The following is a 25,780-nucleotide window of genomic DNA, read 5'->3' as shown; positions in this document are numbered from 1 at the left end:
GTGGCCGATACCTACCTGGGCCTCGTCAACACTCCGCTGCCGGGCCGCCTGGCCAAGGCGCTGGGCCTGCCGCGCCCGGCCGTGCTCCGCCGCCACACCCCCGGCGGTCCGCTGATCCCCGGGCCGGTCCTCGTCCTCGGTGGTGGCTCCGGCGCCGACACCCTCGCCGGGGCCCTGCTCGGTTGGGGCCAGGACGTCCGCCGGCACCTGCGCCCGGAGGAGAAGCTCGGAGCGGTGGTCGTGGTCCTCGATTCGGTTTCGCGTCCCGAAGACCTGGCGGAGCCCCTGCTCGAACTCGGCCCGGCCGTCCGTGCCCTGGCACCGGGCGGAAGGATCGTCTCGGTCGCCCGGCCCGCCGGGGAAGCCGGCGATCCGGGCACCGCCGCGGCCCGCCAGGGCGTCGACGGCGCTGTGCGCTCGGTCGCCAAGGAGCTGAGGGCCGGCGCCACCGCCAACGGCATCGTGCTCCTCGGCGGGGCGGCCGTCGACAGCCCCGGCGCGCTCGGCGCGCTGCGGTTCCTGCTCTCCGGGCGCAGCGCGTACGTCGACGGCCAGTTCCTGGGCGTCTCCGGGGCCCCCGCCGCGGACGGCACCCGGGATGCCGAAGACCCCACCCGCCCGCTGGCGGGCAGGACCGCCGTCGTGACCGGCGCGGCACGGGGCATCGGCGCGAAGATCGCCGAGGTCCTGCACCGGGACGGGGCGACGGTTGTCGTCGTAGACGTGCCGGCTGCCGGCGAACAGCTTGCGGCGGTCGCCAACCGGGTCGGCGGGACGGCGCTCCAGGTCGATATCACGGTGCCCGACGCCGCCGCCCGGATCCTGGACCACGTGAAGGAGCGGTATGGCACCCTGGACATCTTCGTCCACAATGCGGGAATCACCCGGGACAAGCTCCTTGCCAATATGGACCCGGCACGGTGGAACGCGGTCATGGCGGTCAATATCTCCTCGCAGCTGCGCATCAACGACGGGCTGCTCTCCTCCCCGGTGTTCTCGCCCGCGGGCCGGATCATCAGCCTCGCCTCGACCAGCGGCATCGCGGGAAACCGCGGACAGAGCAACTACGCCGCCTCCAAGGCCGGGGTGATCGGCATGGTCCGCTCCACCGCCGCGGGGCTCGACGGGTCGGGGCGCACCATCAACGCAGTCGCCCCCGGGTTCATCGAGACCGACATGACCGCGAAAATGCCGCTGCTCACCCGGGAGGCGGCCCGCAGGCTCAGCAGCCTGCAGCAGGGCGGGCAGCCGGTGGACGTCGCGGAGACCATCGCGTTCCTGGCCTCGGGGCCGGCCGGCGGCATCAACGGGCAGGTTCTCCGGGTCTGCGGGCAGAACCTGGTTGGGGCATGAGCGAGGTTCTCCTTCCGGGGATGCCCGCCCTGGCGGGCCTGTACCGGCAGGCGGCACTCGGCGCCGTGCTGCGCCGGGCCGGCCTGCGCAGTCCCGCAATGGTGCTGCCGGAGGTCCGCCACCGGGCCTCCGGCGGCCCCGTGGACCGGGAGCGGCTCACCGCCTTCCAGCATCTCATCGGACAGGCGGCACGCGACGCCGTTCCCTCGGCCCACGTCCACACCCTGGCCTTCCCCGTCGCAATCAGCGTCATGGCCCGCCCGGACTTCCCGCTCCCGATGCTGGGCATGGTCCACCTGAGCAACACGGTGGTGCAGACCAGGGCGATGCGCGTGGGGGAGGAGTTTGAGTCGGTGGCCTACGCCGAAAACCTGATCCCGCACCGGTCCGGAACCTCGGTGGACCTCGTCACCGAGGTGTCGGTGGACGGCGAACGGATCTGGAGGGGCCGCTCGGTCTACCTGGCGCGCGGTGTCACCGCCCCCGCCGGCCCGGAGGTGCATCCGGCGCCGGACGGGTCCCCGGGGGCGGGCCCGGCGGCTGGTGGCGACAGGATGGACGCGGCCCTGCAGGGGAGCGGGGACGCCTTCATCCCGCCGGTGCCCACGGCGCAGTGGCACCTGGCCTCCGACACAGGCCGCGCCTACGCGGCCGTGTCCGGGGACTGGAATCCGATTCATCTGAGCGCGCCCTCGGCACGGCTGCTGGGGATGAAGCGTGCCATCGCGCACGGGGTGTATCTCGCCGCGCGCATGGTGGAGCTGGCGGAGCCGGCGGCGCCGGACGCGCTGTCGTGGGGCGTGAACTTCCTGTCCCCGGCCCTGCTCCCGGGCACGCTCGCCGTCGCCGTCCGTCCCGGGGAGCCACTCGACGGCTCCGTCCGCCGCACCGAGGTCACCGGCTGGTCGCCCGGAGCGAAGCGGCCGTCCTTCACCGGCTGGGTCACTCCGCAGGCGGTGGACCCGGAGTCACCCTAGACTGGGCCCATGGTTGACGACACGCTGCTTCAGCGCGCCCGCGAGCTCGACGCACAGGATCCGCTGGCCGGGTACCGCTCCCTGTTCATCACCGATGAGGCCGACGGCCTGACCGCCTACCTCGACGGGAACTCGCTGGGCCGCCCGCTCGCGGAGACCGAACGGAGCCTTGCGGAGTTCGTCCGGAATCAGTGGGGGTCCCGCCTGATCCGCGGCTGGGACGAGGGGTGGTTGGAGTTGCCCGAGCGGCTCGGGGACCGGCTGGGGAGCATCGTCCTCGGGGCCGCGCCGGGCCAGTGCATCGTTGCCGACTCCACCAGCGTCCTGCTCTACAAGCTGGCGCGTGCCGCCGTCTCAGCCCGGCCGGGCCGCACCGAGATCGTCATCGACCGTGACAACTTCCCCACCGACCGGTTCCTGATGGAGTCCATCGCCCGCGAGCGCGGCCTGACCGTGCGGTGGCTGGAAGTCCCCTACGACGGAGGGGCGGGCGTGGAGGCGGTGGCCGGCGTCGTCGGGCAGCAGACGGCCCTCGTTGTGCTCAGCCACGTGGCGTACCGGTCGGCGCACGCCGCCGACGTGCCGGGCATCACCTCGGTGGTGCACGACGCCGGCGCCCTGGTGCTGTGGGACTTGAGCCATTCGGTGGGCTCGGTGCCCCTTGAGCTGGATGCGTGGGGTGTCGACTACGCGGCGGGCTGCAGCTACAAGTACCTCAACGGCGGTCCCGGCGCGCCCGCCTGGGCGTATGTGGCGGAAAGGCACCTCGATTCCTTCGACCAGCCCATCCAGGGGTGGCTCGGCAGCGCCGATCCTTTTGCCATGGGTCGGTCCTACGAACCGGCGCCGGGGATCCGCCGGATCGTGTCGGGCACTCCGCCGATCCTCGGCATGCTCGCCCTGCAGGACATGCTCGACGTGCTGGAGAAGGCGGGCATCGGGGCCGTGCGGGAGAAGTCCGTCGCCCTGACCGGTTTCGCCATCGAGGCCGTCGACGCCCTGCTCGGGCCCGCCGGGGTGGTGCTCGCCTCGCCGCGCCTTGCCGCTGAGCGCGGCGGCCACATCACCATCGACCACCCGGCCTTCGCCACGATGGTGCCCGAACTCTGGGCTGAAGGGGTGATCCCCGACTACCGGAACCCCTCGGGCATCCGCCTCGGGCTGTCCCCGCTGACCACGTCATTCGAGGAAACACTCGTTGGAATCCGGGCCATCGCGGACAAAATCGGGTCCCCGGGGCCGGGGCCTGTCGCGGGCTGAGCGTTCCGGACTATTGTGGGGCTACCGCCCGGGGCGTCGGAGGGGGGTGCCGGGCAATGCAGACAAGCGGAGGCAAGGGTATGGCTGAGGACGAGGGTGCAGCACCCACCCAGCGGGTGGGGACCCTGCTCCAGGACATGGTGCTCGACAGCACCGACGTCGAGGAGTTCCTGACTGAGGTCGTGAAGCTCGCCGCGGCAACCCTGGAGGTACGGCACGGTGAAACGCTCTGTGGTGTGACCCTGCTGCGCCCCCGGCGATCGGCCACCGTTGCCAGCAGCAGCGAGTATGCCCGGCAGATGGACGAGATCCAGTACAACTTCGACGACGGGCCCTGCCTGCGCGCCGCGCGGGAGGAGAAGCTGGTCCACGTCACGGACATCACCCAGGACACCCGGTTCCCGGACTACCGGGACGCCATCGCCGACCACGGCATCCGCTCGATCCTGGGGATCCCGATCCTGCTGGAGGGCGATGCGAACGCGGGGCTCAACCTCTACTCCGACACCGTCGATGCGTTCGATGACGACGCGATCGCCGCGGCCGAGTCCTTCGCCGATGAAGCCTCGAAGGCCCTGCGGCTGGCCGTGCGCATGGCCCGCCTGACCGAATCGGCGAACGACCTCAAGGCGGCGATGGAGTCACGGACGACGATCGACCTGGCTGTCGGGATCATCATGGGGCAGAACCGCTGCAGCCAGGATGAGGCGTTCGGGATCCTGCAGTCCGCCTCGAACAGCCGGAACATGAAGCTCCGCGATGTCGCAGCCGCCATTGTCGCCTCGACGGGCAATTCCACGCCGAAGACCCACTTCGAGGCCTGACCGGCTCAGCCGCGTCCCGCCGGCACCCGGTGCGGGTACTGGGCGTCACGGTCCTGGAAATCCAGGATCGCCGGGTTGACCACGGTGCCGTCCCGGATTTCGATGGCGCGCCTCAGTGTCTCGTCGGCGTCCCAGGCCTCCGGCCCGCCCAGGACCCTGCCGAGGAACGGCAGCAGCGCCTCGCTGATCTCCCAGGTGGCCGAATCCCACAGGTAGGACGGACTGTGGTCGACGGCGTAGTAGCGCACGTGGTTCCCGACCTCGAACATCGGCTCGGCGAACGAGGTGGGCCGGGCCCAGCTGAAACCCATCTCCCGGTCGCAGGAGACATCGATGATGAGGCTGCCGCTGGAAAACAGGGGCAGGTCCGCCTCCTCGAGGTACATCTGCGGTGCGTTGGGGTTCTGCAGGGTGCAGTTCACCACGATGTCGTAGCGGGCCAGGTAGGGGGCCAGCGGCACGCTGCCGTCCTCGGTCAGGACCTCGCTGAGGTGCGGTGCGTCGGGGCTGGTTTCCAGCTGGGCGATGCGGGCCGAGTGGATGGGAGACCCGACGGCCGCCACGCCGCGGCTGGTGAGGATCTGCACGTCGCTGACGCCGTGGGCGCTCAGGGCGGTGACGGCGCCGCGGGCGGTTGCCCCGAAGCCGATGACCGCCGCGGTAAGCCTGCGCCCGTAGTCTCCGGTGAGGCCCGAGAGCTGCAGGGCGTGCAGGACGGAGCAGTACCCGGCCAGCTCGTTGTTCTTGTGGAAGACGTGGAGGGAGAACCCGCCGTCCGCCGCCCAGTGGTTCATCGCCTCGAAGGCGATCAGGGTAAGCCGCTTGTCGATGGCCAACTGGGTCATCTCGGAGTCCTGGACGCAGTGGGGCCAGCCCCACAGCACCTGCCCGTCCGCCAGGGAGGCGAGGTCCGCCGCCTGCGGCTTGGGAAGCAGGACGACATCGGAGGAGGCGATAATCTCCTCACGCCTCAGCAGGGGTCCGACCATGGGCTCCAACTGGGCGTCGGAGAGCCCGAACTGGGCACCGTAGCCCTGCTCGACACGCATCCGCCGGCGCAGTCCGGCGTCGATCCGTTCGAAGTGATACGGGTGGATCGGAAGGCGGCGTTCATCGGGTTTGCGGGAGAGTGCGAACACTCCAAGGCGCAGCTCCTCCATGGCTCAGGCCCTTCCGGTTCCGGCGGGGGCCGCCGGGGCCCCGGCCCGGGGTGCGGACGGTGAGGGGGTGGAGGCCACCGGCGGGGCCGGTGGCGGGCAGGTGTGGATCATCTTCGCTCCCTAGGGGGAACCAGAGGGTTCCGTGGCGTTGACACTACACCCAGCGGGGTAGGCGCCTGCACCCCGCCGGGCGCAATCCGCAGGGTCCTGCTCTCCGCCCGCGCCGGCGGCATGCGCCGGCACACGTGTCGCTCCGGCATGCCCGATCCGCCTGGGAAGTCAAGACCGTTCAACCCTTCCGCTCTGGCGGGCGACTTCTATACTTTCGGTGTGGCAATGTCGCTTCTGTTCGGTGTCGTGGCGTCGAGTGCCCTGATCTTCGGGGCACTTATCGGGGTGCGCTTCGATCTGCCCAAGCGCCTGCTGGCCATCCTCCTGTCTTTCGCCGCCGGGTCCCTGATCACCGCGCTTGCCTTCGAGCTGTTCGAGGACGCCTTCGAGCACGGCGGCATCTGGCGGGCCGCCATCGGGCTCGCGGCGGGGGCCATCGTCTTCACCGTGCTGAGCGCCCTGCTCGACCGCTGGGCCCAGGCCGGGTCGCAGGACACCCCGGCCGACGAATACCAGGGCAGCGCGAAGCTCGACACCGACTCCGCCGCCCAGGACCGCCCATCGTCGTCGGCCTCCACCAAGGGGGCAGCGGGCATGGCGCTGCTCGCCGCGGTGACCCTCGACGGCGTCCCCGAGAACGTCGCCCTCGGCGTCGCCCTGGGGGAGGGCACCGGTGGGCTGGCCCTCCTTGCGGCCATCTTCGTGTCGAACTTTCCGGAGGCCCTCGTTGGAGCATCCTCGATGCGCAGCCAGGGAAGGTCCTCGGCGGCCGTCGTCGGGCTGTGGGTCGGGTGCGCCGCCCTCCTCGTACTCGCCGTCCTCATCGGGGCCGGGCCGCTCTCCGGCAGCGACCCCGAGACCATCTCCATCCCCCTCGCCTTCGCCGCCGGTGCGGTGATCGCCTCGCTGGCCGACACCCTGATGCCCGAGGCGTATGAGAACGGCGGGCCGGCGGTGGCGCTGAGCACCGCCGCCGGTTTCCTGCTGTCCTTCGTGCTCTCGCTCATGTGAGGCGGGCAGGGCCGCCTGTCCGGTGGGCACTTGTACTGTGGGGCAATGAGCGGAACCGACTTCGTGCGCAGTCCAGACCTGTACCCGGGAGCCCAGTATGCGGCGGCAGCCCGTGTGCCTTCGGGGAGCCACTTCATTTTCACCGCCGGAGCGTGCCCGCTGAACCTTGACGGTTCCACCGTTGCCGTGGGCGACTACCGGGGGCAGGCCGCCAGGGTGATGGACAACCTCGTCCTCGCGCTCGCCGCCGGAGGCGCCGACCTCTCGCACCTGGTGAAGACAACCATCTTCGTCGCGACGAACGACCGCGCCGATCTTGCCGGGGTCTGGAACACCGTTCGGGAACGGCTCGGCGGCCGGGACGTGCCCAGCACCCTGCTCGGCGTCGCGGTGCTTGGATATGCGGACCAGTTGGTGGAGGTCGAAGCCGTCGCCGCCGTCCCGGCTCCGCCGCCGCCGTCCTTCCCGCCGTCCGGCTCCTAGCCGGCGGCGCCCCGGCACGGCAGTACGCCGGTTGCTCAATCACCGCCGCGGTGGCGGATCGAGCGTTGCCTCGAGGGCGGAGCGCACCCTCGGATCGAGTCCTTCAAGGAACAGGGACAGGTCCGAGGCGGCGTAGGAGGCCGCGCCCTGCCAGTCCGACTTCACCACCGCCTGCCCGTTCCACCAGAAGGTGTTCCCCGGCGCTCCCTCAACCTCAAGCACCACCTTCAACGCCTCCTGCCGGCCCCCGGGGGTGTCGATGGTTTCCCACCCCCATCGGGTGAAAGCTGCGGCACAGACTGCCCCGTCGCCGTCCTCCACGAACTGGCGGAAGGCCAACCGGTTCCGCCCGGCACGCAGCCACTGGACGAGGAGCGGGTATGCCGCGTAGCTCGGGATGGGCCGCGGACCAGCGCCCTGCCGATAATCAGCGGGTGACCCGGTGATGTCGCTCCCGGCGCGGTGGTCCGTATAGCGGTAGGAGCTCCAGTCGAGCACGGTCGCTGCGAACCGGGTCTCCTGGCTTCGGTGGACAAGGTCCCCTTCCGGAAGCAGGAAGGCGAGGGTGGTGCTCAGCACGCCGTCTCCGCTCCGGCGCACCAGTGCACCGCTTGGCCGTCCGTCGATGTAGAACGCTTCCGTCTCCAACCCCATCGGCCCAACCTAGCCCCTTCACGGTGGGCGGGAGGAGTTCCGCCGCGCCGTCGGTACCTCCAAGCGGGCCCCGCAGGCATAATGAGGCGCATGCGACCGCAGTGGAGCCCCCGGATCGGCTGGAACGACCTGCCCGAGCAGGTGCGGGCCGGCGTGGAGAACGTCCTTGGGGAGCCGGTGGCACATTTCGCGGGCCAGCAGGGCGGGTTCTCGCCCGGCAGCGCCGACCGGGTGGTGACCCTTACCGGCCGGCGGGCATTCGTGAAGGCGGTGGGCCCGGCACTCAATGCAACCTCACCGGGAATCCACCGCAGGGAAGCGGCGGTCACCGCCGTCCTGCCCGAGGGCCTGCCGGCCGCATCCCTGATCGGCACCTTCGACGACGGGGAGTGGATCGCCCTCGTGCTCAGCGACGTCGACGGACGGCATCCGCACCTGCCCTGGCAGCGCGGCGAGGTGCACCTTGTCCTGGATGCCCTGCTCCAGCTGGCCCAGGCGCCGGTTCCTCCCGCGGCAGGGCAACTGCCCGAGCTTGTGTCGGACCTTGCCGGGGATTTCGCCGGGTGGGCCCGGATCCGGGTCGACCCGCCGGAGGACGCCGGCAACTGGGTTCGGGACAACCTCGACGGATTGGAGCGGCTTGCGGCACACGGGGTGCAGTCCCTCCGGGGCGGGTGCCTCGTGCACACGGACCTCCGGGCCGACAACATCCTGATCACTCCGACCAATGCCGCGGTCCTCGTCGACTGGCCCTGGGCCTGCATTGGGGCCGGCTGGTTCGACGCCCTGAGCGTCCTGATCAACACCCGGGTGTTCGACCCGTCCTTCGACGTCGAGGACCTCCTGCGAACGCACCCGGTCTTCGCCGGGGTGGCACCGGAGGACATCGACGGTGTCCTCTCGGGGTTCGCCGGCTATTTCCTCGACGCCGCCCGCCAGCCGCCGCCGCCCGGACTGCCCACGCTCCGGACGTTCCAGCGGCAGCAGGGGGACGCCGTCCTCGCCTGGCTCCGCCAGAGGCTTGCCGGACGCAGCTGAACCCGGCGCGCAACCTGTCAGGCCGGAAGGTCGTCCCACTCGAACGGTGTCACGGTGTTCCCCTCCCAGTCCTGCCGGAGGATCGAGTAGGCCACAGATGCCATCCGGCCGCCTCCGGCCGTCGGCCAGCCCAGCCGGTAATGCGCCTCCTTGAGGAAACCGGACCGGACGAACGTCCTGCGCATGGCGATGTTGTCCTCACGCGTCACGCCCTCGAAGCGGACCACCTCGGGCATGGTGGAGAAAACCAGCGCGCACAGCGCTCGCAGGACGGCGGTCCCGGCACCCCGCCCCCGGTGATCCTCGGCCAGGCGCAGGTCGAAAAGTGGCGCGTCGTCGGCCAGATCCTCCAGGACGACCATGCCGATGCTCCGCCCCGCCTCCTCAATCCAGTAACCCTGCGCGTCCCCGCTCCAGAACCGGCCCTCCCGCGCGACCGGTCGGACGTCGTCGCCGGTGGGGGAGCTGCGCACATGGAAGGGGAAGCTATTGGAGGTGAGGAAGTCGACAACGGCGTCGGCGTCGGCCGGGCCCATGGCGCGGAAGGTGATGTGCATGAGCGGATCCTACGGGCAGCAGGCGCCGACCGTGGCAAGCGGCTCCACCGCTCTGCGAACCGGCCGGTGGCGCACGGAAGGAGCTGCCGCCCCGTCGGGTCAGCGCGTCCGGTCGAGACGGTGGCGGAGGCCGGAGGCGACTGCCGGCCACTCGGGGGCGGTGATCGAGAACACCACGGTGTCGCGCAGGGTGCCGTCGGCCATGCGGCTGTGGGCCCGGAGCACGCCGTCCTGCCGCGCCCCCAGCCGGGCGATAGCCTCGCGTGACTGGAGGTTGTGCCAGTGGGTGGTGAAGGCGACCGAGGCGCACCCTTCGGTCTCGAAGGCATGCGTCAGCATGAGCAGCTTGCTCTCGGCGTTCGTGCCGGTCCGCTGGGTCGAGAGGCGGTTCCAGGTGTAGCCGATCTCGACGCGCGGCGTGGCCCGGTCGATGTCGCAGAAAGTCGTCATTCCCAGCACCTGACCGGTCCGTGCATCCAGTGTCGTGAAGGGAAGCATCTCGCCAGCAGCCTGGCGCGCGAGGCGGCGGTCGATCTCCTCCGCCATGCCCTCGGGTGAGGGGATGCTCGTGTACCAGAGCTTCCACAGCTCGCCATCGCGGACGGCGTCCACCAGCCCGGGGAAGTGGCGGTGGGCGAGTGGTTCGAGGACAACGCGCGAACCGGTGAGCGTAAGGGGTGCAAAAGCCATGGAACCAATCCAAGCACAGCCGGCGCGGCGCCCGGCCGGGGATGGATCTACAGGGGCTTCTTCGCCAGCTGCTTCACCCAGGAGGGGGTTTCCTTGCCCAGCTTCCGGTCGGTCGTCAGCCTCAGGCGGGCCGCACGGATCCGCACCCGCTGCTCGTCGCCCTGTGGTGGGTGGTCGGCGGGCTGGCGGCGCCCGGTGTTCGCATTGCGGCTTGCTGTTGCGCTCATTTCCCTGCCTCCTCCACCATCGGTGCCTCTGCTGCTCCATTGTCTCCCACGCCGTCAACCCCGTCCACTTCCGACGGGAGGAACCGTGCCCAGGCGACCTCGAGGATCGCCACCTCCTCGGGCCCGGCGAGGTCGCTGGCGGCGAGGCTGTCCAGGACACCCAGCCCGATCTCCTGGCGCGGAGGGTCCTCGGACATGGCCGCATCAAGGGCCCACTCGGCCCGGGCCCACCACTGGGACCGCTGGTCCGCCTCCCGGCGGTCCCGGACGTTCCGCCAGGCGAACACCCCGGTGATGACCGCCGTCAGGAGAATGGCCAGCGGCCCGAAGGAACTGACGACCTCCCACCACGGGGTGCCGTCGGAGACGATCTCGACCCTGACGGGTTCGGGCGGGGTCGTGGCGGACGGCAGCATGATCTCCAGCCTAACCGCGCGCGGCGACGCTCCTACGGAGGCGGAGCCGGGCGCCGGTGAGTGTTCCCCCGGTGGAGCCGGGCGCCGGTGAGGTGTCCGCGGCGGGGCCGGGCGCCGGTGAGGTGTCCGCGGCGGGGCCGGGCGCCGGTGAGGTGTCCGCGGCGGGGCCGGGCGCCGGTGAGGTGTTGGCGGCACAGCCGGGCGTGAAGGGCGCGCGGCCGACTCGATTCCCGGGCGGGTTCAGCGCCAGGTTTTCCGGCTCGCTTCCCGCCCGATTTCCCGGCCGAAAATGTCGGTGCGGGATGAGAGTGTTGGGTCATGGAAAGGGCGGACACCCTCGACCCGGAGGCTCACTACCAGGCACCTCCCGGGCCGCATCACCAGGCACCCGGGGTGGATTCCCGGGCGCGGCAGCACCCCGGGTGGCTCGAGGCAGCCGTGGGGGTCCTTGGGGCGGAGTTCCTCGCCGGCGGGCCGGCGGAAACGGCCGATCTTGAGCAGGCCATTGAGGGCCTGCAGGCGTTGCAGCGGCTGAAGAACTGGGCCGACGCGCAGACCGTGGGGTTCACCAAGCGCATCCGTGTCCTCACCGGGGAACGCCTTCAGCAGCGCGGTATGGATGCCGGTTCCCTGACCGATACCCTCGCCGCGGCGGAAGTGGCGTGCGCCCTGCGCGTCCCCGAGCGCACCGCCGGGTCCCTCGTCCAGCATGCCTGGCTGCTCTCGGAGCATTTCCCGCGAACCTTCGAGGCGCTGGCATCCGGCGACATTTCCTGGCGCCATGCGGTCACCATTGCCGAGGAGTGCACGGGAATCCCGGACTTTGCCCTGCCCTACTTCGAGCAGCAGCTCGTTCCCGTAGCGCAGGAGACGACGGCCGCCCGGTTGGCCTACCGGGCCCGCCGGCTGCGCGCGGAAATGCACCCGGAGAGCCTCTCGGTCCGGACACAGTCGGCGGAGAAGAACCGTCGGGTCGAATACCGGCCCGACGACGACGGCATGGCCTGGCTGAACGTGTACCTTCCGGCTGAGAAGGCAATGGCGATTGACGGGCGACTGACCCGGCTCGGCCGGGCCCTGCAGTGCCCCGAGGAAACCAGGACCCTGGCCCAACTGCGCACCGATGCGCTCACCGACCTGCTCACCCACCACTGTCCCGACCCGGTCGGCGGACCTACTGTCGGGGTCGGCCGGGCCGCGCCGGATGAGGGGTTCAACGGCATCCACGCCCAGGTGCACGTCACCGTGCCGGTGCTGACCCTGCTCGGGGTCGATGACGCCCCGGCCGAACTCGAAGGCTATGGGCCCATCGCACCCGAGCTCGCCCGCCAGCTGGCCGCCCATGCCCCGTCCTTCACCCGGCTGCTGACCCATCCCGAGACCGGGGCGGTGCTCAGCGTCGGCCGCGACTCCTACGCCGTTCCGGCGGACCTGAAGAAGTGGCTGCGGGTTCGGGACAGAACCTGCCGGCATCCGGGCTGCAACCGTTCGGCCGCCGGCACCGAACTCGACCACACCGTGCCCTGGTCCCGGGGCGGCACCACCGCCCACAACAACCTCGCCCACCTGTGCCGCAAACACCACATGCTCAAGAGCGAGGGCCTGTGGCACTACCAACAACCGCAGCCCGGAGTGATCACCGCGACCTCCCTGGCCGGACGAAAATACCGGACCCTGCCCGAACCGGTCCCCGGCTAGGTGTACCCGCTCGCTAGGTGGACCTGGCGGTCGGGTCGCCTCTCAGGGTGCGCACTGGTTCAACCGCCTCACTGGACCGAAGGAGATCGTTGGGGCGCGCCTTTTCCGCTTTGGGGGGCGTGCTTGATGCCGTTGCTGGCCTCGGACCCGGGCATTGATGGGTACACCCACGAAATCCAAGCGCAAGATCCGGCAACAAGAAGGCCCCGGTCAGATTACTCTGACCGGGGCCTTCCACTGTGCGCGGAGGGGGACTTGAACCCCCACCCTCAATAAGAGGACTAGCACCTCAAGCTAGCGCGTCTGCCATTCCGCCACCCGCGCGGGTGGGCTTTTTCCGGTTCAAAACCTTCGAAAGCGGCGAAAAAAACTCTAACACGACATCGGCCCAGAAGTTGAATCGAGGGATCGGCGGAGCCTCCCGAGCCCGATTTTCCGGGGATTTTGAGCACCGCAGCGCGGCGGCCCGGTTCAGGTTGGCCCAGCACACCGGGCACCTCGGTAGGCTGGGGAGCAACCTGCACCGAGGAGGACCCAGCGATGGCCATCACGCCCGAAGACGAAGTCGTACGCATCTGCCAGGAGCTCATCCGGATCGACACCTCGAACTTCGGCGACAACGCCGGACCGGGGGAGAGGGCGGCCGCCGAATACACGGCGGGCCTGATCGAAGAGGTGGGTCTGGCCACGGAGATCTTCGAAGCCGCACCCGGGCGCGCCTCGGTGCTTGCCCGCATGGAGGGAACCGACTCCTCGCTGCCGGCCCTCGTTGTCCATGGGCACCTCGACGTCGTCCCCGCCCAAAAGGAGGACTGGAGCGTCGACCCCTTCAGCGGCGAGGAGCGCGACGGGCTCATCTGGGGCCGGGGAGCCGTGGACATGAAGGACATGGACGCCATGATCCTCTCGGTGCTCCGCCACCTCCAGCGCAGCGGGACCCGCCCCCGCCGGGACATCATCTTCGGCTTCTTCGCCGACGAGGAAGCCGGCGGAAACTACGGCGCGTCCTGGCTGGTGGACAACAAGCCCGGCGTGTTCGACGGCGCGAGGGAGGCGATCTCTGAGGTCGGCGGGTTCTCCGCCACCATCGGCGGGCAGCGCACCTACCTCCTGCAGACGGCGGAGAAGGGAATCTCATGGCTGCGCCTGCTGGCGCACGGCCGTGCGGGGCACGGCTCCCAGATCAACACCGACAACGCGGTGACGCGGCTGGCGCGTGCCGTCACCCGTATCGGGGACTACGACTGGCCGATCGAACTGACCCCCACCACGCGCCAGTTCCTGGACGGCGTCACCGAGCTCACCGGCGTCGAGTTCGACCCGGACAACCCCGAAGTGCTGCTCGCCGAGCTCGGTACGGTGGCGCGCTTCGTGGGGGCCACCCTGCAGAACACGGCGAATCCGACGATGCTCAAGAGCGGCTACAAGCACAATGTCATCCCCGGCACCGCCGAGGCCCTCATCGATGTCCGCACCCTTCCCGGCCAGCAGGAAAAGGTCCTCGAGATCGTCAAGGAGCTCGCAGGTGCCGGGGTGGAGGTCTCCTACGCGCATCAGGACGTCTCCCTTGAGGTCCCCTTTGCCGGGAACCTCGTTGATTCGATGATCGACGCCCTGCACGGCGAAGACCCTGGCGCGAAGGTGCTGCCCTACACCCTTTCGGGCGGCACCGACAATAAGTCGCTGAGCCGCCTGGGCATCACCGGATACGGCTTCGCGCCCCTGCGGCTGCCGGACGACCTCGACTTCACCGGCATGTTCCACGGCGTCGACGAACGCGTCCCGACCGACTCGCTGCGCTTCGGCACCCGGGTGCTGAACCGTCTGCTCACCACCTACTAGGGCGTCCGTGGAACCCGCCGAGGAGCTGCTGCCCGCCGCCCTCCTGGAACGCTTCCGGGAGCGCGCCCCGCGGTACGACGCCGACAATGCCTTCTTCACCGAGGACCTCGCCGACCTCCAAGCGGCCGGATACCTGCGGCTGTTCTGCGCCCGGGACGACGGGGGCTCCGGGGCGGGAATCCGCCAGGCCGCCGCCGCACAGCGGCGCCTCGCCGCGGCAGCCCCGGCAACGGCCCTGGGCATCAACATGCACCTCGTGTGGACCGCCGTGGCCGCGCTCCTGAGGGACCGCGGAGACGACTCGCTCGGTTTCATCCTCACCGAGGCCACTGCGGGCGAAATCTTCGCCTTCGGACTCTCCGAACCCGGCAACGACGCCGTCCTCTTCGACTCCACCACCACGGTCGAGCGGGGACCGGACGGATCCGTGACCTTCACCGGGACGAAGATCTTCACCAGCCTGTCCCCGGTGTGGACGCGCCTCGGCGTGTTCGGCAAGGCTCCCCAGCAGGGGACCGGAGGTGAGGGCGAACTGATCCACGCCTTCGTTCCACGGGGCACGGCGGGGGTCTCGATCATCGAGGACTGGAATCCCCTCGGCATGCGGGCGAGTCAGTCGAACACCACCCGCCTCGACGGGGTGCAGGTGCCCGCCGCCGGAATCTTCCGCAGGCTCCCGGTGGGCCCGAACGCCGATCCGTTCATCTTTGCGGTCTTCGCCGCCTTCGAGACCCTGATCTCGGCCGTCTACGCCGGCATCGCCGACCGCGCCCTGCAGCTGTCGGTCGAGGCGGCACACCGCCGCACGTCGAGGGTGCGCGGCACGAGCGCGGCGCAGGACCCTGTGCAGCGCCGGCGCATCGCCGCCGCCGCGATGCGGCTGGAGGCCCTCGACGCCCAACTGAGGGCCGTGACGGCGGATCTGGATGCGGGAACCGACCATGGGCCGTTCTGGTTCGCGAAGCTCGTGGGCCTGAAGACCGCCGCCGCCGAGACAGCGCGCGCCCTCACCGAAACCGGGCTGCAGGTCTCGGGAGGTTCGGGGTATGCGGCCTCCAGCGAGATCGCCCGGCTGCACCGGGACGCCCTGGCCGGGCAGTTCCACCCCTCGAACGAGGACTCGGCCCACAACACGGTGGCCACGGCGTGGCTGGGTCCACTGGAGGACTAGGCGGTACGCTCCACGCGCAGTACTTTGCGCCGCAGCCAGTAGCGGCGGCCCCCGCCCAGATAGATGCAACTGCGCTCAAGTTCCCACTTGCCGTATTCGGCGTGTTCCGTGAGGACCTTCCTGGCCGCACCCACCGGCTCACCGGCGTTGACGGTGAGAACCAGGTACTCGTATTGGCGGCCGAAATCCCGTTTGCGGACGGCGGTTGAGTTCAGAAATTGCTCTCTCATATTCCTCCAATTTCGACCACTTTACCGATAACGTCTAACTCATGAGCATAGATCCGCGTGTCGCGCTCCAGGCCCTTGTCACCGCGCTCGAAGAGCACCTTGCGGCATCCGCCACGCGCAGGATGGACGACGATCCCGCCGTCGAAGCCGCCTATCTCGCCATCGCGGATGCTTTCGAGGTCTATGAGGAAGCCCTCTACGACGCCCACGGAGAGGTCACCCCGCTGGAGATCTACGAGGAGTCGGACGAGGACGCCGACCTCGACGACGAGGACCTCGACGACGTGGAGGACGGCGCAGGCCTCGAAGCGGACGACGTCAACGCCACCCGGGAGTAGGGACCGACCCAGGCTACAAGGCCGTTCGCTGCCGGCCACGGCGTTGGCAGCCTGCCGTCGGCGACACCAGCCGCCGGCCTCTAACCCGTCGGCGACACCAGCCGCCGCCGCCCAGACCGCCGGTCCCTGAACCGCCGGCACCACACCCGTGGGGCCGGACGCCTTGAAGCATCGCCACCCATTGCCGTCCGGCACGTTCGCGGGCACTATCGGGGCATGACCAAATACCTCGTCTCCTTTCCCAGCCACGCCATGGTGCTCACCGAGGAGGAGTTCCCCACCGTCGTCGCGGACTCGCACGCCGTGATCGAGGAGGCGAAGGCCGCCGGCGTCTACGTCTTCGGCGGCGGGATCCAGGAGGAGGTCGCTCCCGTGCTGGTCTCCGCCGACGGATCGGTGGACACCCGGATTTATCCGGGCAGCAACCTCACAGGCGGGTTCACCGTGCTCGAGCTGCCGACGCGCGGGGATGCGGTCGAGTGGGCGGGGAAGATCGCGGCTGCCTGCCGATGCTCCCAGGAGCTCCGCGAATTCGGGTACGACCCGGCGAGCTAGAAGGCCAGGGCCGCCGACACCTCGTCGAGGGCCTCGGCGATCTGGCCGGCGATCGGCTCGGGCGTCGTCTGCAGGATCTCCTTGAGCTGATGCGGAGTCCGGGCGCCCACGACGGCGGCGGCGACTGCCGGGCGGCCCAGCAGCCACCGCAGGGCAAGGTCGTGCGGCTGCAGGTCGAGTCCCCTCGAGGCGGTGCAGAGGGCGTCCACGACACGCAGGGGCCGTCCTTCGAGGTAGGTCTCCACGTACGGGGCCCACAGATCCGAAGCGAGGCGTGAGTCGGCAGGGGTGGCGGTCCGGTACTTGCCGGTCAGGACTCCCCGCCCGAGGGGTGCCCAGGCGAGCACGCCCGCGCCCATGGCGGCCGCGGCGGGAACCGCTCCGCGCTCGGCCCCCCGGTTCAGCAGCGAATATTCGATTTCATTGGCGACGAGCGGAAAGCCCGCGGTCGCGGCGGCCCGCGCGAATTCCCAGCCGGCGTAATTCGACACGCCGACATAGCGTGCCCGGCCCGAGGTGTAGGCCACCTCGAGCGCACTGAGGGTCTCCGACAGGGGAACCAGCGGATCCGGGCCCGGCGCAAGCCACAGGTCGACGTGGTCGGTGCCCAGCCGGGACAACGACGCATCGAGTGAGTCGAGCAGTCCCCGCCGGGACCCATCCAAGCGGTGGGTTCCGGCGCGCACGGCGCCCGCCTGGACGGCCAGCACCAGTTCGGACCGGGCCACCGTGTCGCCGATGAATCCGCCCAGCATCGCTTCGGCGCGCCCCTCCCCGTACCGTCCGGCGGTCTCCACCAGGGTGCCGCCGGCGTCGGCGAAAATGCGGAGCTGCTCGCGCGCTGCCTCGTCATCGACGTCCTGCCCCCAGGTCATTGTGCCAAGCCCCAGTACCGACACGGCAAGGCCGCTCGTCCCCACGTTTCGCCGTTGCATAGGGCCAGCCTAGAGCCTCGCGGTCAAAGATTGCTCTAGGGTCTTAACATGTGAATTGGATCGAAGCTGCCATCCTGGGCCTTATTCAGGGACTGACGGAGTTCCTGCCCATCTCCTCGAGCGCACACCTCCGCATCGCCGGCGAGTTGCTGCCCAACGCCCAGGACCCGGGGGCGGCCTTCACCGCCATCACGCAGCTCGGCACCGAAACGGCGGTTGTCGTGTTCTTCTGGCGCGACATCGTCCGCATCATCCGCGCCTGGTTCGGCTCGCTCCGGGGGAAGGTTAGCCGCCAGGACCCCGACGCGCGGATGGGGTGGCTGGTCATCCTGGGCAGCCTCCCGATCGTGGTTCTCGGCCTGCTGTTCCAGGACCAGATCGAATCGACCTTCCGCAGCATGTGGCTCGTGGCCACGATGCTCGTCGTCTTCGGCCTGTTCCTGGCTGTTGCCGACGCGGTGGGCAGGCAGGGCCGCACCCTGGACCGGCTCACCTACCGCCACGGCATCCTTTACGGGTTCGCCCAGGCCCTCGCCCTCATCCCCGGCGTGTCCCGCTCCGGCGGCACCATCACCGCCGGCCTGCTGATGGGTTACACCAGGGAGGCCGCCGCCCGGTACTCCTTCCTGCTGGCCATCCCTGCGGTGTTCGGCAGCGGGATCTTCCAGCTCGTGAAGAGCCTGGACACCGCCGGGCCCTACGGCGCCGGCGAGACGGCCGTGGCAACCGTCATCGCCTTCGTCGTCGGCTTCGCCATCATCGGCTGGTTCCTGAAATTCGTCTCCACCCGCAGCTACAGCGTGTTCGTGTGGTACCGCATCCTGCTCGGCATGGCCCTGTATGTGCTGCTGGGCTTCGGTGTGATCAGCGCCTAAGCCCCCGGCACCCCGCACCGGCCCGAAGGGGCCCGCCAAGACCGTAAGGTAGAAGGTGTGATTGCGTGGAACTCCAGCCCTGTCCCGACCCTCCCCGGCCGCCAGTCCGGCGTCGCACTGTACGACACGCCGCAGGGCCGGGTCGTCGAACTAGCCGCGGAGGAGGACCCGAGCCTCTACGTCTGCGGCATCACCCCGTATGACGCAACCCACCTCGGGCATGCGGCGACCTATGTCGCCTTCGACCTGCTCAACCGCACCTGGCGCGACACCGGCGCGCGCGTCCACTACGTCCAGAACGTCACCGACATCGACGACCCGCTCCTTGAGCGGGCCGCAGCCACCGGCGTCGACTGGCAGCAGCTCGCCGCCGACCAGATCGACCTCTTCCGCACCGACATGGAGGCCCTGAACGTCCTCCCGCCCGATTCCTACGTCGGCGCCGTCGAATCGATCGAGTGGATCGTCCCGGTCATCGAGTCGCTGCTGGCGGATGGCCTGGCCTACCGCGTGCCCGGAACGGGCGGCGAACCGGACGGCGACGTCTACTTCTCGGTCGAGGCCGCTTCCGCCTCGGCACCCACCGAACCGTCCCGCTGGGCCCTCGGGCTCGTCTCGCGCCTTCCCGAGGAAGAAATGATCGAACTCTTCGCCGAGCGCGGCGGCGATCCGGACCGCCCTGGAAAGAAGCACCGGCTCGACCCGCTGCTGTGGCGGGTCGCCCGCGAGGGTGAACCGCGCTGGGACGGCGCGTCCCTCGGTGAGGGACGCCCGGGCTGGCACATCGAATGTTCGGTCATCGCCCAGCGCTTCCTGCCCTCACCCCTCACGGTGCAGGGCGGCGGCAGCGACCTGGTATTCCCGCACCACGAGATGAGCGCCGGCCATGCGATGGCCGGCAGCGGCACCGACCTGGCCCGGCACTACGCCCACGCCGGGATGGTCGGGTTCGAGGGCGAGAAGATGAGCAAGTCCAAGGGCAACCTTGTCCTCGTCTCCACCCTCCGCAGGGAAGGGGTGGAGCCGGCGGCGATCCGGCTGGCCATCCTCAACCACCACTACCGCAGCAACTGGTCCTGGACCGGCGAGGTCCTCGCCCGGGCGACGGCCCAGCTGGAGGCGTGGCGTGCCGCGCTGCCGCACGCGGACGCCGAATCGGTTGCCGCCCTGCGGTCCGAGATCCGCGCCGCACTGGCCCGGGACCTGGACGCCCCCGCCGCGGTCGCCGCCGTGGACCGCTGGGCCGAGGCGTCGGCCGGGCGCGGGGGCACCCCTGAGGGCGCCGCGCAGGTTACGGCCGTCTTGGACGCGCTGCTGGGCATCCGCCTCTGAGCCGTCCGCCCGCAGGGAGGTGACGAACCTGCCCGGCCTGACCGGGGAGGTTCGCCGGGTACCGCAGGGGGTGCCCGGCGCCGGGGTTACTGCTCGCGCCGGCGCTTCTTGAGGTACCGCTCGAACTCGCGGGCGATCGACTCACCGCTGGCCTCGGGCAGGTCCACGGTGTCCTTGGCTTCCTCGAGCTGGCGCACATAGGCGGCCACCTCGGGATCCTCCGTGGCCAGTTCGTCGACGCCGCGCTCCCACGCCTCCGACTCCTCGCTGAGCAGCTGCGTCTCAAGGCTGACCTGGAGCAGCTCCTCGAGCCGGTTCAGCAGCGCCAGCTGCGCCTTCGGGGAGGGGGACTGGCCCACATAGTGGGGCACGGCCGCCCAGAGGGACAGGGTGGGGATGTCGGCGAGGAGCCCCACCTCGGCGAGCACCCCGACGATGCCGATGGGACCCTCGTAGGTTGACGGTTCGACGTCGAGGCTGTCGCGCACGAGGTCGTCGTCGGAGGTCACTGTGACGGGGATCGGACGCGAATGGGGCACGTCCGCCAGCAGCGCCCCGACGAGGACCATGCAGTCCACCTTGAGTTCCTTCGCTGAGGCGACAAGCTCCGCGGTGTAGGCCCGCCACTTGTAGGACGGCTCGACGCCGTGCACGAGGATCAGGTCGATGTTCGAATTCGGAACGGAGGCCTTGCTGATCTTCGTCGTGGGCCACTTGATCCGCCGCTGGCCCGCCGCGTTCCGTTTGATCAGGGGGCGGGTGAACTGGAAGTCGTAGAACTCATCGGCGTCGATCGTCGAGATCTTTTCACTGCCCAGGTAACGCCCGACGAACCGGAGCGCATCACTCGCCGCCTCGCCGGCGTCGTTCCAGCCCTCGAAGGCAGCGAGCATGATGGTGACCCGCCGGTCCGGATCCGAGGCGTCCCGGAAGAGGTCGCGGACACCGCGCGGCTGGCTGTCGTCGAAGGAGTTCACTTCTTCACCCTAAACCTGACCCCGCGGCCCTGTCAGTCACCGGTGGGGCGCTTCGCGTAAAGCGGAGGCGGCCGGGAGCCGCGCCGGGCCACCGTAGACTTGGACCATGGCAACCCGCGCTCTCCGTACCCCGTCCAGCACGAAATCGGCAGGGGCCAGCCTCTCCGGTGACGGAGTTCAGGCGGTCCTGTGGGACATGGACGGCACGATCGTGGACACCGAGCCCTACTGGATCGAAGCCGAAACCCAGCTGGTGAAGGACCACGGCGGATCCTGGTCCGATGGCCAGGCGAGTGCCCTGGTCGGGCAGGCGCTGACGTTTTCGGCCCGGCTGCTGCAGGACGCCGGGGTGCGCCTCACCGAGCGGGAGATCATCGACCGCCTCATCGCCGAGGTGGTTGCGAAGGTTCGCATCGAGGTGCCGTGGCGTCCCGGCGCCCGGGAGCTCCTTGAGGAGCTTCGGACGGCAGGGATTCCCTGCGCCATGGTGACCATGTCGGAACGCCTCCTGGCCTCGGAGATCGCGGCCCAGCTGCCCGAGGGGACCTTCGAGTTCCTCGTCACCGGAGACATGGTGGAACGCGGGAAGCCCGACCCCGAGGCCTACCGCACCGCCTTCGACCGGCTCGCCCAGGACCGCCCCGGCCTCTCCGCGGCGCGCGTGGTCGCCATCGAGGACTCGCTGCCCGGGGTGACCTCGGCGATTGCCGCCGGCGTGGTGACCCTCGCCGTTCCCCACTTCGTCCCCCTGCCCGCCGACCCCGCCCGGACCGACTGGACAACCCTTCAGGACAGGACCGTCGAGGACCTGAACGGCGTGGTGCGGGACGCTGCCGCACGGCGCGGCCCGGAGCGATGAGCGGACCGGCCGCCGTCCCTGGCACCGGTCCCCGCGAACGCCGGCTGGGAGTCTCCCTGGGCCGGATCGCGGGCATTCCGGTCATCCTCACCTGGCCCTGGTTCCTGGTGACGGCGATCATCGCCGTCTTCTTCGGGCCGAGGGTCGAAGCAAACTTCCCCGGCATCGGGATCGGCGCGTACGCCGTCGCTCTTGGCTATGCCCTGCTCCTTGCGTTGTCCGTGCTCATCCACGAATTCGCCCACGCGCTCTCGGCACGCGCCTTCGGCTGGCCCACCCGCCGCATCGTGCTCAACCTCTGGGGCGGCCACACCCAGTTCGACTCCTTCAGCTCCACCCCGGGCCGGTCCCTCGCCGTCGCCCTGGCCGGGCCCGCATCGAACTTCCTCCTGGCGCTGCTGAGCTGGGGGATCATCCTCGCCTCGGAGCCCGGCACCGTCGTCGACCTCCTCGCGAATACGCTCTTCTGGGCCAACCTGATCCTCGCCGTGTTCAACGTGCTCCCCGGGCTGCCCCTCGATGGGGGCAGGATCGTCGAGTCCGCCGTCTGGAAGGCCACCGGAAGCCAGGACCGCGGCACCATCGCGGCGGGCTGGGCGGGACGGATCATCGTGCTGCTGTTCATCGGCCTGGTGCTCGGGTTGCCGCTGGCCTCCGGCCGTGCCCCCCAGATCACCGCCGTGGTCATCAGCGTCCTGGTCGCCTCCTTCATGTGGTCCGGCGCCGGCGAGGCGATCCGGGCAGGACGGGTCCGGCTTCGGATCCCCGGCCTGACCGCCGGCCGACTCAAGCAGCCCGCCGTCGGCCTGCCGGCCGGCAGCACCGTGCACGACCTCCGCCAGCTGGCCGCCGGGCAGCCCGAGCTCGCCGTGGTGCTCCTTGACCCCGACGGGCGGCCGCAGTTCGTCGTCGACTTCGGCGCCCTCGCCGATGTTCCCGACGAGGCCGCCGCAACGACCCGGGCCAGCACCGCGGTCCGGCCCCTCGCCTCGACGGCCGGCGTCGCCGAGACCGCCGCCGGGCAGGAGCTGCTGAACCTCCTGGGTTCATCGGACGGCTTCGAATACCCCGTCACCGACGCCCACGGCACCGTGACCGGGGTCCTCCACCGGCTGGCCGTCATCGACGCCCTCACCGGCAAACGCACCCCCGACCCCGCCTGAAACCCGGCCCTCCGCCGCCTTCACCAACCAAAGGATTCCCTGAATGAACAACCCCGCGTCCAGCCCTGCCGAGAACCAGCCGCACGGCGCAGCGAGCAGACGGGGCCCCTTCCGGCCGGGCGAGAGGGTGCAGCTCACGGATGAGAAGGGCCGCATGAACACTGTTACCCTCACCCCCGGCGGCGCGTTCCACACGCACAAGGGGTTCCTGCTGCACGACACCATCATCGGCCAGCCCGAGGGCACTGTGCTGCCCAACACCACGGGCCAGCTGTACCAGACGCTGCGGCCCCTGCTGTCGGACTTCGTGCTCTCCATGCCGCGCGGGGCGGCGGTGGTCTACCCCAAGGACGCCGCGCAGATCGTCACCATGGGCGACATCTTCCCGGGCGCCCGCGTCGTGGAGGCCGGTGTCGGTTCCGGGGCGCTCTCCATCTCGCTGCTGCGCGCCGTGGGCGACTCCGGATACCTCCACTCCTTCGAGCGCCGGCCGGAGTTCGCGGAGATCGCCAAAGGCAACGTGGAAACGATCTTCGGGGGCCCACACCCGGCCTGGCGGGTCTCCCTGGGCGACTTCCAGGAGCAGGTGCTCGTGGAGGAGGAGCCCGGAAGCGTTGACCGGGTGGTGCTTGACATGCTCGCGCCGTGGGAGTGCCTCGACGCGGTCGCCACGGTCCTGGCCCCGGGCGGCGTCTGGATCAACTATGTGGCGACGGTGACCCAGCTCTCCCGCACCGCGGAGGCCATCCGCGCCGACGGCCGCTTCACCGAGCCGGAGGCATGGGAGTCAATGGTGCGCGGCTGGCACCTCGAAGGGCTCGCCGTCCGGCCCGACCACCGCATGGTGGCCCACACCGGCTTCCTGCTCACCGCCCGGCGCCTGGCCGACGGTGCCACCGGCCTCGTGCAGAAGCGGCGGCCGTCCAAGACGGACTTCAGCGAGGAAGACCTCAACGCCTGGACCCCGCAGGCCGTGGGGGAGCGGGAGGTTTCCGACAAGAGGCTGCGCCGGGTGGCGCGGGACGCCGCCTCCACGATCCAGCGCGGGGCACTCCCACCCGAGGAGGCGCAGGCCCGGCGGGACGCCGAAAGGCTCGCCGAAGGGGACGCCGGGCCCGCCGTATAGGGGGTTCGAGCGCCCGCCACAATTAGGCAACTATGCGGGCTTTTGCCGCCGCTCCTGCGCTATGGTCGATCTATAGTTCCATGCCGAGTGAAGGTGGCGACACGATATGTCGGACTCTGAAGACTACGCTTCCCATCCGGACCGGACCGGCCAGCACCAGCCCGCTGGAGCAGGAGAGAACTCAGTTGTTCAGCGTCAGCTCAACGTGCTGCGGGACAAGCTGCGTTACGTCGACAGGCAGTTGGCGACGGCCACGCAGAACAATTCCCGCCTCGTCGGCGCGCTGGAGGCGGCGCGGACCGAGATCGTGCGGCTGAAGGCCGCCCTCGAGAAGGAGGGCGCCGCGCCCTTCAGCTTCGCCACGGTGATCCAGGTGAACGTCCAGCAGCCCGCCGAGCCGGGTACCACCACGCAGGCCACGGTGCAGGACACCGCCGACATCCTGCAGTCCGGCCGGAAGCTTCGGGTGACGGTGAGCCCGCTGATCAACGTGCGCCAGCTCTCCCCGGGCCAGGAGGTGCTCCTCAACGAGTCCCTGACCATCGTCGCCGCCCTCGGCTACGAGCGGGCCGGGGAGATCGTCACGGTGAAGGAGCTCCTCGGCAAGGACCGCGCGCTCGTCGTGGGCCGCACCGACGACGAGCGGGTCATCCGGTTGAGCGGGCCGCTGCAGTCCCAGCGCATCCGCGTCGGCGACGCCGTCGCGGTGGACACCAAGTCCGGCTTCGGGCTGGAAAAGGTGGCCCGCAGCGAGGTTGAGAACCTCGTGCTGGAGGAGGTTCCGGACATCGGCTACGAGGACATCGGCGGGCTGGGGCCGCAGATCGAGCAGATCCGCGACGCCGTGGAACTTCCCTTCCTCCACCCGGACCTGTACCGCGAACACGGGCTGAAGCCGCCCAAGGGCATCCTGCTGTACGGCCCTCCGGGCTGCGGTAAGACGCTGATCGCCAAGGCGGTGGCGAGCTCGCTTGCCGCCCGCGCCGCCGAACGCGCCGGCACCGAGCAGGTCCGCAGCTACTTCCTCAACATCAAGGGGCCCGAGCTGCTTGACAAGTATGTGGGCGAGACCGAACGCCACATCCGGCTGATCTTCGCCCGGGCGCGGGAGAAGGCCTCGGACGGCAGCCCCGTCGTGGTGTTCTTCGACGAGATGGACTCCCTGTTCCGGACCCGCGGCACCGGGGTGTCCTCCGACGTCGAAACCACTATCGTGCCGCAGCTGCTCAGTGAGATCGACGGTGTGGAGAAGCTCGAGAACGTCATCGTGATCGGCGCCTCGAACCGGGAGGACATGATCGATCCGGCGATCCTCCGGCCGGGCCGGCTCGATGTCAAGATCAAGATCCACCGCCCGGACGCCGAGGGCGCCGCCGAGATTTTCGCGAAATACATCACCGAGGACCTGCCCCTGCATGCCGACGACCTGGCCGAACACGGCGGCAACGCCGCGGTGACGGTCCAGGAGATGATCCGGCGCACCGTCGAGAAGATGTACTCCACCGAGAAGTCGAATGAGTACCTCGAGGTGACCTACGCCAACGGCGACACCGAGATGCTGTACTTCAAGGACTTCAACTCGGGGGCGGTCATCCAGAACGTCGTGGACCGGGCCAAGAAATACGCGATCAAGGACCTGCTGCTCGAAGGCAGCAAGGGCCTGCGGATCGAACATTTCATGCGTGCGGTCGTCGACGAATTCCGCGAGCATGAGGACATGCCCAACACCACGAATCCCGATGACTGGGCCCGGATCTCGGGCAAGAAGGGGGAGCGGATCACCTACATCCGCACCATCGTCCAGGGCAAGGCCGGCCAGGAACCGGGCAAGGCCATCGAGACGGCGGCAAACACCGGCCAGTATCTATGATTCCAACCGGAGGGCTGGACCGGGTGGACACGCCCGGCCCGGAGCAGT

The 25,780-nt window shown here is 69.9% G+C and carries 28 protein-coding genes and 1 tRNA gene; 19 read left to right on the top strand and 10 right to left on the bottom strand.

Annotation, left to right across the window (positions count from 1 at the left end; all coding sequences use genetic code 11):
• The 4 genes from ACX80W_RS03750 to ACX80W_RS03735 all read left to right on the top strand — a co-directional run bounded on the left by ACX80W_RS03750 (position 1) and on the right by ACX80W_RS03735 (position 4,414).
• Positions 1 to 1,353, top strand: a complete 1,353-nt coding sequence (locus tag ACX80W_RS03750) for a 3-oxoacyl-ACP reductase (RefSeq protein WP_459280567.1) — start codon at positions 1 to 3, stop codon at positions 1,351 to 1,353.
• The gene (locus ACX80W_RS03745; RefSeq protein ID WP_459280566.1) at positions 1,350 to 2,330 is read left to right on the top strand and encodes a MaoC family dehydratase; all 981 of its coding nucleotides are present in this window, start codon (positions 1,350 to 1,352) and stop codon (positions 2,328 to 2,330) included. The genes ACX80W_RS03750 and ACX80W_RS03745 overlap by 4 nt, the downstream gene beginning before the upstream one ends.
• Positions 2,331 to 2,339: 9 nt before the next feature.
• Positions 2,340 to 3,590, top strand: coding sequence for a kynureninase (locus ACX80W_RS03740; RefSeq protein ID WP_459280564.1), 1,251 nt, complete (start codon positions 2,340 to 2,342; stop codon positions 3,588 to 3,590).
• Positions 3,591 to 3,670: 80 nt separating this feature from the next.
• Positions 3,671 to 4,414 carry an ANTAR domain-containing protein gene (locus ACX80W_RS03735; RefSeq protein WP_459280562.1) on the top strand — a complete coding sequence of 248 codons (744 nt, stop codon included), beginning with the start codon at positions 3,671 to 3,673 and terminating at the stop codon, positions 4,412 to 4,414.
• Positions 4,415 to 4,419: 5 nt separating this feature from the next.
• Here ACX80W_RS03735 and ACX80W_RS03730 read toward each other — a convergent pair whose 3' ends face one another.
• Complete coding sequence (locus ACX80W_RS03730) at positions 4,420 to 5,574, bottom strand: N(5)-(carboxyethyl)ornithine synthase (protein WP_459280561.1); 1,155 nt, start codon at positions 5,572 to 5,574, stop codon at positions 4,420 to 4,422.
• On the opposite strand from ACX80W_RS03730, the gene ACX80W_RS03725 reads away from it, so the two are divergent.
• The 3 genes from ACX80W_RS03725 (at position 5,573) to ACX80W_RS03715 (ending at position 7,179) form a co-directional block, all read left to right on the top strand.
• Positions 5,573 to 5,698, top strand: a complete 126-nt coding sequence (locus tag ACX80W_RS03725; protein WP_459280560.1) for a hypothetical protein — start codon at positions 5,573 to 5,575, stop codon at positions 5,696 to 5,698. The genes ACX80W_RS03730 and ACX80W_RS03725 overlap by 2 nt on opposite strands.
• Before the next feature lie 206 nt (positions 5,699 to 5,904).
• A complete protein-coding gene (locus ACX80W_RS03720; protein WP_459280559.1) occupies positions 5,905 to 6,696 on the top strand; it encodes a ZIP family metal transporter in 792 nt (263 codons plus the stop codon).
• Between the two features lie 45 nt (positions 6,697 to 6,741).
• Positions 6,742 to 7,179, top strand: coding sequence for a RidA family protein (locus ACX80W_RS03715; protein ID WP_459280557.1), 438 nt, complete (start codon positions 6,742 to 6,744; stop codon positions 7,177 to 7,179).
• 39 nt (positions 7,180 to 7,218) lie between these two features.
• Here ACX80W_RS03715 and ACX80W_RS03710 read toward each other — a convergent pair whose 3' ends face one another.
• Positions 7,219 to 7,833 (bottom strand): hypothetical protein, encoded by a 615-nt coding sequence (locus tag ACX80W_RS03710; protein WP_459280556.1) that lies wholly within the window; start codon positions 7,831 to 7,833, stop codon positions 7,219 to 7,221.
• Between the two features lie 90 nt (positions 7,834 to 7,923).
• On the opposite strand from ACX80W_RS03710, the gene ACX80W_RS03705 reads away from it, so the two are divergent.
• The gene (locus ACX80W_RS03705; protein WP_459280554.1) at positions 7,924 to 8,871 is read left to right on the top strand and encodes a phosphotransferase family protein; all 948 of its coding nucleotides are present in this window, start codon (positions 7,924 to 7,926) and stop codon (positions 8,869 to 8,871) included.
• A 17-nt stretch (positions 8,872 to 8,888) separates the two neighbouring features.
• Here the strand turns inward: ACX80W_RS03705 and ACX80W_RS03700 are convergent, their stop codons facing one another.
• From ACX80W_RS03700 to ACX80W_RS03685, 4 genes are all read right to left on the bottom strand, one after another.
• Positions 8,889 to 9,428, bottom strand: coding sequence for a GNAT family N-acetyltransferase (locus ACX80W_RS03700; RefSeq protein WP_459280553.1), 540 nt, complete (start codon positions 9,426 to 9,428; stop codon positions 8,889 to 8,891).
• A gap of 99 nt (positions 9,429 to 9,527) precedes the next feature.
• On the bottom strand, positions 9,528 to 10,118 hold the full coding sequence (locus ACX80W_RS03695) for a GNAT family N-acetyltransferase (RefSeq protein WP_459280552.1): 591 nt from the start codon (positions 10,116 to 10,118) through the stop codon (positions 9,528 to 9,530).
• A gap of 47 nt (positions 10,119 to 10,165) precedes the next feature.
• A complete protein-coding gene (locus ACX80W_RS03690; RefSeq protein ID WP_459280550.1) occupies positions 10,166 to 10,345 on the bottom strand; it encodes a hypothetical protein in 180 nt (59 codons plus the stop codon).
• Positions 10,342 to 10,761, bottom strand: coding sequence for a hypothetical protein (locus tag ACX80W_RS03685; RefSeq protein ID WP_459280548.1), 420 nt, complete (start codon positions 10,759 to 10,761; stop codon positions 10,342 to 10,344). The genes ACX80W_RS03690 and ACX80W_RS03685 overlap by 4 nt, the downstream gene beginning before the upstream one ends.
• Positions 10,762 to 11,079: 318 nt before the next feature.
• Between ACX80W_RS03685 and ACX80W_RS03680 the strand changes: the two genes are divergently transcribed.
• Entirely contained in the window at positions 11,080 to 12,459 is a 1,380-nt protein-coding gene (locus ACX80W_RS03680) for an HNH endonuclease signature motif containing protein (protein WP_459280546.1), read from the top strand.
• A gap of 240 nt (positions 12,460 to 12,699) precedes the next feature.
• Here ACX80W_RS03680 and ACX80W_RS03675 read toward each other — a convergent pair.
• Positions 12,700 to 12,783: transfer RNA gene (locus ACX80W_RS03675), tRNA-Leu, on the bottom strand.
• Positions 12,784 to 12,999: 216 nt separating this feature from the next.
• Here ACX80W_RS03675 and ACX80W_RS03670 point away from each other — a divergent pair.
• Together ACX80W_RS03670 and ACX80W_RS03665 are read left to right on the top strand one after the other, a co-directional pair.
• The gene (locus ACX80W_RS03670; RefSeq protein WP_459280544.1) at positions 13,000 to 14,301 is read left to right on the top strand and encodes a M20/M25/M40 family metallo-hydrolase; all 1,302 of its coding nucleotides are present in this window, start codon (positions 13,000 to 13,002) and stop codon (positions 14,299 to 14,301) included.
• 7 nt (positions 14,302 to 14,308) lie between these two features.
• Positions 14,309 to 15,472, top strand: a complete 1,164-nt coding sequence (locus ACX80W_RS03665; protein WP_459280543.1) for an acyl-CoA dehydrogenase family protein — start codon at positions 14,309 to 14,311, stop codon at positions 15,470 to 15,472.
• Here ACX80W_RS03665 and ACX80W_RS03660 read toward each other — a convergent pair.
• Positions 15,469 to 15,702 (bottom strand): DUF5703 family protein, encoded by a 234-nt coding sequence (locus ACX80W_RS03660; protein WP_459280541.1) that lies wholly within the window; start codon positions 15,700 to 15,702, stop codon positions 15,469 to 15,471. The two genes, ACX80W_RS03665 and ACX80W_RS03660, sit on opposite strands and share 4 nt — an antisense overlap.
• 41 nt (positions 15,703 to 15,743) lie before the next feature.
• On the opposite strand from ACX80W_RS03660, the gene ACX80W_RS03655 reads away from it, so the two are divergent.
• Together ACX80W_RS03655 and ACX80W_RS03650 are read left to right on the top strand one after the other, a co-directional pair.
• Positions 15,744 to 16,040 carry a hypothetical protein gene (locus tag ACX80W_RS03655; protein WP_459280540.1) on the top strand — a complete coding sequence of 99 codons (297 nt, stop codon included), beginning with the start codon at positions 15,744 to 15,746 and terminating at the stop codon, positions 16,038 to 16,040.
• A gap of 216 nt (positions 16,041 to 16,256) precedes the next feature.
• The gene (locus ACX80W_RS03650; protein ID WP_459280538.1) at positions 16,257 to 16,595 is read left to right on the top strand and encodes a YciI family protein; all 339 of its coding nucleotides are present in this window, start codon (positions 16,257 to 16,259) and stop codon (positions 16,593 to 16,595) included.
• On the opposite strand, the gene ACX80W_RS03645 is transcribed toward ACX80W_RS03650, so the two are convergent.
• Positions 16,592 to 17,530 (bottom strand): aldo/keto reductase, encoded by a 939-nt coding sequence (locus ACX80W_RS03645; RefSeq protein ID WP_459280536.1) that lies wholly within the window; start codon positions 17,528 to 17,530, stop codon positions 16,592 to 16,594. The genes ACX80W_RS03650 and ACX80W_RS03645 overlap by 4 nt on opposite strands.
• Positions 17,531 to 17,580: 50 nt before the next feature.
• On the opposite strand from ACX80W_RS03645, the gene ACX80W_RS03640 reads away from it, so the two are divergent.
• Together ACX80W_RS03640 and mshC are read left to right on the top strand one after the other, a co-directional pair.
• Positions 17,581 to 18,405, top strand: coding sequence for an undecaprenyl-diphosphate phosphatase (locus tag ACX80W_RS03640; protein ID WP_459280534.1), 825 nt, complete (start codon positions 17,581 to 17,583; stop codon positions 18,403 to 18,405).
• 57 nt (positions 18,406 to 18,462) lie between these two features.
• Positions 18,463 to 19,737, top strand: coding sequence for a cysteine--1-D-myo-inosityl 2-amino-2-deoxy-alpha-D-glucopyranoside ligase (mshC, locus tag ACX80W_RS03635; protein ID WP_459280533.1), 1,275 nt, complete (start codon positions 18,463 to 18,465; stop codon positions 19,735 to 19,737).
• An 86-nt stretch (positions 19,738 to 19,823) separates the two neighbouring features.
• Here mshC and ACX80W_RS03630 read toward each other — a convergent pair whose 3' ends face one another.
• Complete coding sequence (locus tag ACX80W_RS03630; RefSeq protein ID WP_459280531.1) at positions 19,824 to 20,714, bottom strand: PAC2 family protein; 891 nt, start codon at positions 20,712 to 20,714, stop codon at positions 19,824 to 19,826.
• A 106-nt stretch (positions 20,715 to 20,820) separates the two neighbouring features.
• Between ACX80W_RS03630 and ACX80W_RS03625 the strand changes: the two genes are divergently transcribed.
• The 4 genes from ACX80W_RS03625 (at position 20,821) to arc (ending at position 25,732) form a co-directional block, all read left to right on the top strand.
• On the top strand, positions 20,821 to 21,573 hold the full coding sequence (locus ACX80W_RS03625) for an HAD family hydrolase (RefSeq protein WP_459280529.1): 753 nt from the start codon (positions 20,821 to 20,823) through the stop codon (positions 21,571 to 21,573).
• Positions 21,570 to 22,736, top strand: a complete 1,167-nt coding sequence (locus ACX80W_RS03620) for a site-2 protease family protein (protein WP_459280527.1) — start codon at positions 21,570 to 21,572, stop codon at positions 22,734 to 22,736. The genes ACX80W_RS03625 and ACX80W_RS03620 overlap by 4 nt, the downstream gene beginning before the upstream one ends.
• A gap of 43 nt (positions 22,737 to 22,779) precedes the next feature.
• On the top strand, positions 22,780 to 23,862 hold the full coding sequence (locus ACX80W_RS03615) for a tRNA (adenine-N1)-methyltransferase (protein WP_459280525.1): 1,083 nt from the start codon (positions 22,780 to 22,782) through the stop codon (positions 23,860 to 23,862).
• A gap of 106 nt (positions 23,863 to 23,968) precedes the next feature.
• Positions 23,969 to 25,732 carry a proteasome ATPase gene (arc, locus tag ACX80W_RS03610; protein WP_459280523.1) on the top strand — a complete coding sequence of 588 codons (1,764 nt, stop codon included), beginning with the start codon at positions 23,969 to 23,971 and terminating at the stop codon, positions 25,730 to 25,732.
• Positions 25,733 to 25,780: the final 48 nt, after the last annotated feature.

The sequence above is a fragment of the Arthrobacter melezitosi genome, from assembly GCF_054511055.1.
This window is presented reverse-complemented; position numbering and strand designations above follow the sequence as displayed.